Source organism: Nonomuraea sp. NPDC005730 (assembly GCF_040630865.1).
Classification (GTDB): Bacteria; Actinomycetota; Actinomycetes; order Streptosporangiales; family Streptosporangiaceae; genus Nonomuraea.
The window spans coordinates 361,725-368,036 of record NZ_JBEXYK010000004.1 but is presented as its reverse complement, the minus strand read 5'-3'; the positions used below and the strand labels follow the sequence as shown (position 1 = coordinate 368,036).

Annotated in this window: 6 protein-coding genes and 1 tRNA gene; 3 read left to right on the top strand and 4 right to left on the bottom strand. The window is 70.0% G+C overall.

The window, feature by feature from the left end; all coding sequences use genetic code 11:
* Positions 1-264 precede the first annotated feature (264 nt).
* Positions 265-337 (bottom strand) — tRNA-Thr (locus tag ABZ444_RS09350).
* A gap of 20 nt (positions 338-357) precedes the next feature.
* On the bottom strand, positions 358-1,326 hold the full coding sequence (gene rlmB, locus ABZ444_RS09345; protein ID WP_357994518.1) for a 23S rRNA (guanosine(2251)-2'-O)-methyltransferase RlmB: 969 nt from the start codon (positions 1,324-1,326) through the stop codon (positions 358-360).
* Positions 1,327-2,066: 740 nt separating this feature from the next.
* Here rlmB and ABZ444_RS09340 point away from each other — a divergent pair.
* Together ABZ444_RS09340 and ABZ444_RS09335 are read left to right on the top strand one after the other, a co-directional pair.
* The gene (locus tag ABZ444_RS09340) at positions 2,067-2,837 is read left to right on the top strand and encodes a methyltransferase domain-containing protein (protein WP_357994517.1); all 771 of its coding nucleotides are present in this window, start codon (positions 2,067-2,069) and stop codon (positions 2,835-2,837) included.
* A 105-nt stretch (positions 2,838-2,942) separates the two neighbouring features.
* Positions 2,943-3,275 carry an NIPSNAP family protein gene (locus tag ABZ444_RS09335; RefSeq protein ID WP_357994516.1) on the top strand — a complete coding sequence of 111 codons (333 nt, stop codon included), beginning with the start codon at positions 2,943-2,945 and terminating at the stop codon, positions 3,273-3,275.
* A gap of 61 nt (positions 3,276-3,336) precedes the next feature.
* On the opposite strand, the gene cysS is transcribed toward ABZ444_RS09335, so the two are convergent.
* Together cysS and ABZ444_RS09325 are read right to left on the bottom strand one after the other, a co-directional pair.
* Positions 3,337-4,728 (bottom strand): cysteine--tRNA ligase, encoded by a 1,392-nt coding sequence (cysS, locus tag ABZ444_RS09330; protein WP_357994515.1) that lies wholly within the window; start codon positions 4,726-4,728, stop codon positions 3,337-3,339.
* Positions 4,729-4,771: 43 nt separating this feature from the next.
* The gene (locus tag ABZ444_RS09325; protein WP_357994514.1) at positions 4,772-5,158 is read right to left on the bottom strand and encodes a PPOX class F420-dependent oxidoreductase; all 387 of its coding nucleotides are present in this window, start codon (positions 5,156-5,158) and stop codon (positions 4,772-4,774) included.
* Positions 5,159-5,217: 59 nt separating this feature from the next.
* Here ABZ444_RS09325 and ABZ444_RS09320 point away from each other — a divergent pair, with 59 nt between their 5' ends.
* Positions 5,218-6,234, top strand: coding sequence for a DUF2637 domain-containing protein (locus ABZ444_RS09320; RefSeq protein WP_357994513.1), 1,017 nt, complete (start codon positions 5,218-5,220; stop codon positions 6,232-6,234).
* Positions 6,235-6,312: the final 78 nt, after the last annotated feature.

The window sequence follows — 6,312 nt, the reverse complement described above, 5'->3', positions numbered from 1 at the left end:
CGGTGAGGTCTCCACGCGCCATGTTCGATGGCCTACCAGGGCCACCGGCCGTACCGCAGGCAATCCCTCTGATCTCAACTCCGTACAGGCTCTAGGGCCACCTGCTGGAGGGCGACCGGCGCGCGGCCACGGAGGCCATCTCCAGCGCTCTCGTGGGCGGACAGACCCCGGTGGCTCCCAAAGACGCGGAAGACACCGGTTGAAGGTCGGAAAGCAGAAGGCCCCTGACGGCGTAACGCCTGCTCAGGGGCCTTTCGCTTGCAGAGCCGACGAGGGGAATCGAACCCCTGACCTTCTGTTTACAAGACAGATGCTCTGCCGATTGAGCTACGTCGGCACGGCCTACCAGTGTAGACGCTAGCGGCGCCTGTGACGAGCGACCTCGTACAGTGCCACACCTGCGGCGACCCCCGCGTTGAGGGATTCCGCGGCGGCCTGCATGGGGATGCGGACGACCACGTCGCACTGCTCTCGCACCAACCGGCCGAGGCCCTTCCCCTCGGAGCCCACCACGACCACGAGCGGCTCGGCGAGGAGGTCGGCGTCGCCGATGTCGATCTTTCCGGCGCCGTCGAGGCCGACGATGAAGAGGCCGGCTTCGCGGTATTCGCGGAGGGCGGCCGTCAGGTTGGAGGCGCGGGCGACGCGCAGCGTGGCGAGCGTGCCGGCCGACGTCTTCCATGCGCCACCCGTCACCCCGGCCGAGCGGCGGGACGGGATGAGCAGGCCGTGCGCCCCGAACGCGGTGGCGGAACGGGCGATGGCACCCAGGTTGCGCGGGTCGGTGACCGAGTCGAGCGCCACGATCAGCGGGACCTCGGCCGCGTCCTGGGCCAGTTGGACCAGCTCGGACGGGTGCGCATAGTCGTAGGCGGGGATCTGGAGCGCGATGCCCTGGTGGACGACGCCCTCCGTCATCCGGTCGAGCTTGTCGCGGGTTACTTCGAGCAGCGCGATCCCGCGCTCCGCCGCGATCTTGATGGAGTCGCGTACGCGGTCGTCGTTCTCGACGCGCTGGGCTACGTAGAGGGCGTTGGCGGGCACCCCGGCCTGCAGCGCCTCCAGCACCGGGTTACGGCCGCCGATGTACTCGGGGGCGTCCTCGGAACGCTTCTGCCGGGCCGGGCCGCTGCCCGGACGGCGCGTCTCGCCGCGGTCCTCCCTGGCGATGCGCTCGGTCCTGGCCTTGTCCTTGTACCAGTGGCGCATCTCGGCAGGCGGCGTCGCGCCCCTGCCCTCGAGCGACCGGCGCTTCTGGCCCCCGGTGCCCTTGGAGGGGCCCTTCTTCTTCGCGGGCCTGCCCGATGCCCTACCGCCTGCTGCCATGCCATCAAGGGTATCGGCCCGCCGACCCAACCGATCCCGCCGGGCAAGCCCCCGCCCAATCCCACCGAGAAGGGCGAATCCGGCCACGCGGCAGAGGTCCGACTCGTAGGAGGACATATCTGGGTCACGCGGCAGAGCTGCCATCCACCGGAAGCTCCCAGCCGATCACGCCGCCCAAGCCCCAGCACAGGAAGACCAATCGAGCCTCGCAGGAAGGAGCAACCCAGCCACGCTGCAAAAACCCAGCGGCCGTAAGGCCAGAAACCACACGGTTGCTGCCCTTCCCCAGAAAGAGCCACCCCGTCACGCAGTAGAGCGCGCAGTCGCGAAAGTGCGGCCCCAGGAGGAGCGATCTTAGGAAGAGCGGTCCGGGAAGAGGGGTAGAGCGCGGTCTCGGGGGGATCCGCGTGCCCTGGAGGAGACGCTTCAGGAGCACAGGGCGTTCGCCCAACACGACCGATTGCGGCACACCCGGCGAGCCACCTGCCCTCCCCCGAAGCGCACGTACCGCCCCACTCACAACCTCACCGAGGCGTCTTACGCGAGCACATCACCACAAAGCTTCACTCACCTCACCGGGTCGCACGCGAAGGCCGCGGCCGCGCATCGCGTCAACCGCCCGCCCACCCTCTCCCCGCACAGCTCCCAGCACAGCACAAAAGCCGTCCACCTCCATACACCCCCAGACAGATCCACAAGCTCCCACCACCCACCCCAAAGGCCGGTTATCGTCCTTAGCCATGATTGAGTCCGCCTACCTCCACACCACCCGAACGGCCTACGACGCCGTCGCCCCCGAGTACGCCGAACTACTGAGGAACGAACTCGACACCAAGCCCCTGGACCGGGCCATGCTGGCGGCGTTCGCCGAACTCGTACAGGGACCGGGCGCCGGAGAGGTGGCCGACCTGGGCTGCGGACCGGGCCGTGTCACCGCCCACCTCCACTCCCTCGGGGTGAACGCCTTCGGCATCGACCTGTCCCCGAGGATGATCGACGTCGCCCGCCAGAGCCACCCCGGCCTGCGCTTCGAAGTGGGCTCGATGACCGCGCTGGACCTGGCGGACGCGTCCCTGGCCGGCGCCCTCGCGTGGTACTCCACCGTCCACACCCCGCCGGAGCTCCTGCCGACGGTGTTCGCCGAGATCCAGCGGGTGCTGGCGCCGGGCGGCCACCTGCTGATCGCGTTCAAGGTCGGCGACGAACGCCGCCACCTCAGCCAGGGCTACGGCCACAAGCTCTCGCTGGACGTCTACTGGACTCCCCCGGAGCACATCGCCGAGCTCCTCGCGAAGGCCGGACTGTCCCTGGACGCCCGGCTCATCCGCGAGCCCGACGAGAGCGAGAGACCCCGCTCAGGCCGGCAGGCCTTCTTCCTGGCCCACAAACCGACCGGCGAACCGACCAGCGAACCGACCGACAAGCCGACCAGCGAACCGACCGACAAGCCGACCGGCGAACCGACCCACAACCCAGCCGACAAGCCGAAAGCCCCGGAATCCGGCTCCTAGAGCCCTCAAACAGGCTCCCAGAACAGAACCCTTCACTGACGGAGGATGTCAGCGACCAACGGATAACGTGCCAGCCGCCCCACACTTCCCCGAAGGAGCAGCCGCATGATCCTGGAGATCCGCACCTACCGCCTCAAACCCGGCACCCGCGAAGACTTCCTCCGGATCATGTGCGAAGAAGCCCTCCCCCTCCTGGCGAAGGCCGGCATCGACGTGGTGAGCAGCGGTTCCTCCCTCGTGGACGAGGACGGCCACGAGGAGGCGTACCTGATCCGCGCGTTCTCCTCGAAGGAGACCCGCGACGAGCAGGAGGACGCCTTCTACACCAGCCCGGAATGGCACCAGGGCCCGCGCGAGGGCATCGTCTCGCGCATCGACGGCTACCACACGATCGTGATCGAGGCCCCCGACGCCGCCGTCGTGGCCCTCCGCGGCTGACGGCGGGCGCAAGGCGCCCGCCGTCACTCAGGCGCGGCGAAAGGTCAAGAGCGGCGGAAGGTCAGCGGGCCAGCTCCCAGCGGGCCCCGTGCGGCGTGTCCTCGACCGTGATGCCCGCCGCGGCGAGCTGGTCGCGGATCGCGTCGGCCGCCGCGTAGTCCTTACGGGCCCGCGCGGCCTTGCGCTGCTCCAGGGCCACCGCCACGAGTGCGTCGACCACTGGCGACAGGTCTGAGCCGCCCCCGCGCCACTGCGGCGAGCGAGGGTCGAGGCCGAGCACGTCGAGCATGTTCTGGGTCTCGGCGAGCAGCCGCGCGATGGCCTCCTTGTCGCCCCGCGACAGCGCCACGTTGCCCTCGCGCACCACCTCGTGCACCACGGCGAGCGCCTGCGGCGTGCCGAGGTCGTCGTCGAGCGCGTCGGCGAACGCCTGCGGAAGGGGCGCGTCGGCGTCGACGTCGTGGATCACCTCGGCGGCGCGGGTGACGAAGCCCTCGATCCGCTGGTAGGCCGCCGCCGCCTCCAGCAGCGCCTCCTCGGAGTACTCGATCGAGGAACGGTAGTGCGGCGCGGCCAGGTAGTAGCGCAGCTCCACCGGACGCACCTTCTGCACCATCTCGGGGATCAGCAGCGAGTTGCCGAGCGACTTGCTCATCTTCTCGGCGCCGATCTTGAGCATGCCGTTGTGCATCCAGTAGCGGGCGAAGCCGTCGCCGGCGGCCTGCGACTGGGCGATCTCGTTCTCGTGGTGGGGGAAGATCAGGTCGATGCCGCCGCCGTGGATGTCGAACGTCGGCCCGAGGTATTTGGTGGCCATCGCCGAGCACTCCAGGTGCCAGCCGGGACGCCCGGGCCCCCACGGCGTGGGCCAGGTCGGCTCGCCCGGCTTGGCGCCCTTCCACAGGGCGAAGTCGCGCGGGTCGCGCTTGAGCGACTCGTCGTCGGTGTCGGCCGCGGCCCGCATGTTCTCCAGCTTCTGGTTGGAGAGCTTGCCGTAGTGGTCGACGTAGGACCGGACGCTGAAGTAGACGTCGCCGCCCGAGGCGTAGGCGTGGCCGCGCTCGATCAGCCGCTCCATCAGCGTGATCATCTCGGGCACGTGGCCGGTCGCCCGCGGCTCGACGGTGGGCGGCAGGCAGCCGAGCGTGTCGTAGGCCCAGGTGAAGGCCCGCTGGTTGCGCTCGGCGATGACGAACCAGGGCACGTCCTCCGCGGCCGACACCCTGATGATCTTGTCATCGATGTCGGTGACGTTGCGGCAGAACGTCACGTCGTAGCCGGAACGCGTGAGCCAGCGCCTGAGCACGTCGAAGTTCACGCCTGAGCGGATGTGCCCGATGTGCGGAGGAGCCTGCACGGTCGCCCCACACAGGTAGATCGACGCCCGGCCGGCTTCGACCGGAACGAATTCACGGATGGCGCGCGTGCTGGTGTCGTAGATGTGCAGGCTCACGAAGGCAAGGCTAACGCCTCGGAGGCTCTCACAGGCCGATTACTCAGCCTCGCACCGTGACCTTGTCGGGACGGATCCGGATGATCAGACGCTCCGTGCCCGGCTTGTCCTCCCAAGGCCCGCCTGTGTACTTCTGGGCGAGCTCCTGGATCAACGCACCCCCGGGATCCTCCTCGATCGTCACCCGGCCGCGCACCTCCAGGTAGCGATAGGGGTTGCCAGGGTCGATGACCAGCAGACTCGTCCGCGGGTCGCGCTCGAAGTTACGCGGCTTCACCCGCCCCCGGACGGTCGAGAACAGCACGTCGTCGCCGTCCGTGCGCACCCACACCACGGTCGACTGGGGTCCGCCGTCGGGGTTGATGCTGGTCACCGTCGCATGATTCGGGGCATCCAGGAGTTGGCGGGCTTCTTCCGGCAGCTCGGGCATGTGTCTCCCTCGATCGGTCGTGATCCCCATTCTTCTGTAGTCTCGAAGGCGCCATGGACGTGACTCCCCCCTCTACGCTCCGTCGCCTGGGCATCGCCCTGGCCGGGCTCGCGGTGGCCGCTCTCACCGGAGCCGCCTGCGCGCTGTCCTTCGACGATCTGCGCGCGCTGGCCGTCACCGGCGAAGCGCGGCAGGACCTCGCCTTCCTCTATCCGGCCGCCTTCGACGCACTGCTCGTGGTCGCGCTGCTCGGCGTGCTGCTGCTGCGCCCCGCCCGGCCGCTGGTGCGGGCGCAGGCCGCCACCGTGCTGGTCCTGCTCATCGTGGCCGCCGCGGCGGTCAACGTGGCGACCGCGCTGCGGTTCACCTTCGACGCGCGCCAGGTGGCCGTGGGCGTGGCCCTGGCACCCTGGGTCATGCTGGCCCTGGCCCTGTGGCTCTGGCTGCTGCTGATCAAGCACGTCCAGGCTCACCGGGGCGCGGCGCGCGAGGAGGACGACGACGAGCTCGTGCCCTTCCATCCGGGCCGCGCGGCCGACACGCCGCCGCCGCTCGTGACCGAGGCGCCCCCGCCCGTGCTGGAGTCCACGCCGCTGGTGGGGCCCACCGCCGCGCCGGAGACTCCGCCGGTCCCGGCCCAGGTGTCCGAGTGGCAGGCCGTACCGCAAGACCCGGAACCCGAGCCCGAACCCGAGCCCGAACCGGCCCCTGAGCCGGAACCGGAACCGGAACCGGAACCCGAGCCGGAGCCGAAGCCGGAACCCGAGCCGGAACCGGAACCGGAACCCGAGCCTGAGCCGTTGAGGCGGCCGGTGCGGTGGGGCGACCGGGTCAAGCCGACCGACGTCCTGGTCCACCCCCGAACCGACACCCGGGCCACCGACACCCGTGACGTCGACACCCAGCCCGTCCCCGTCATCGAGGACGACCGCAGGAGCCGCCCCGCCACCGACGAGCCTCGGACGCGCCAGAGCGACGCTGAGGACACCGCGCCCCACCCGGTGATCCACGAGGACACCCAGGCCCCGTCCGGCCGCCTGCGCAGCACTCCGCGCCCGCCGGACCCCGAGGAATAGCGGCCACCCGCGAAGAACCGAGAGGCCCGTCCGGGATGATCCCGGACGGGCCGTTTCGTGTGCGTCTATCTCGTCTAC

Coding starts and splice junctions, on each gene's coding strand:
- rlmB (WP_357994518.1), bottom strand. CDS start 1,326: ATGGCAGCAGGCGGTAGGGCATCGGGCAGGCCCGCGAAGAAGAAGGGC.
- ABZ444_RS09340 (WP_357994517.1), top strand. CDS start 2,067: ATGATTGAGTCCGCCTACCTCCACACCACCCGAACGGCCTACGACGCC.
- ABZ444_RS09335 (WP_357994516.1), top strand. CDS start 2,943: ATGATCCTGGAGATCCGCACCTACCGCCTCAAACCCGGCACCCGCGAA.
- ABZ444_RS09325 (WP_357994514.1), bottom strand. CDS start 5,158: ATGCCCGAGCTGCCGGAAGAAGCCCGCCAACTCCTGGATGCCCCGAAT.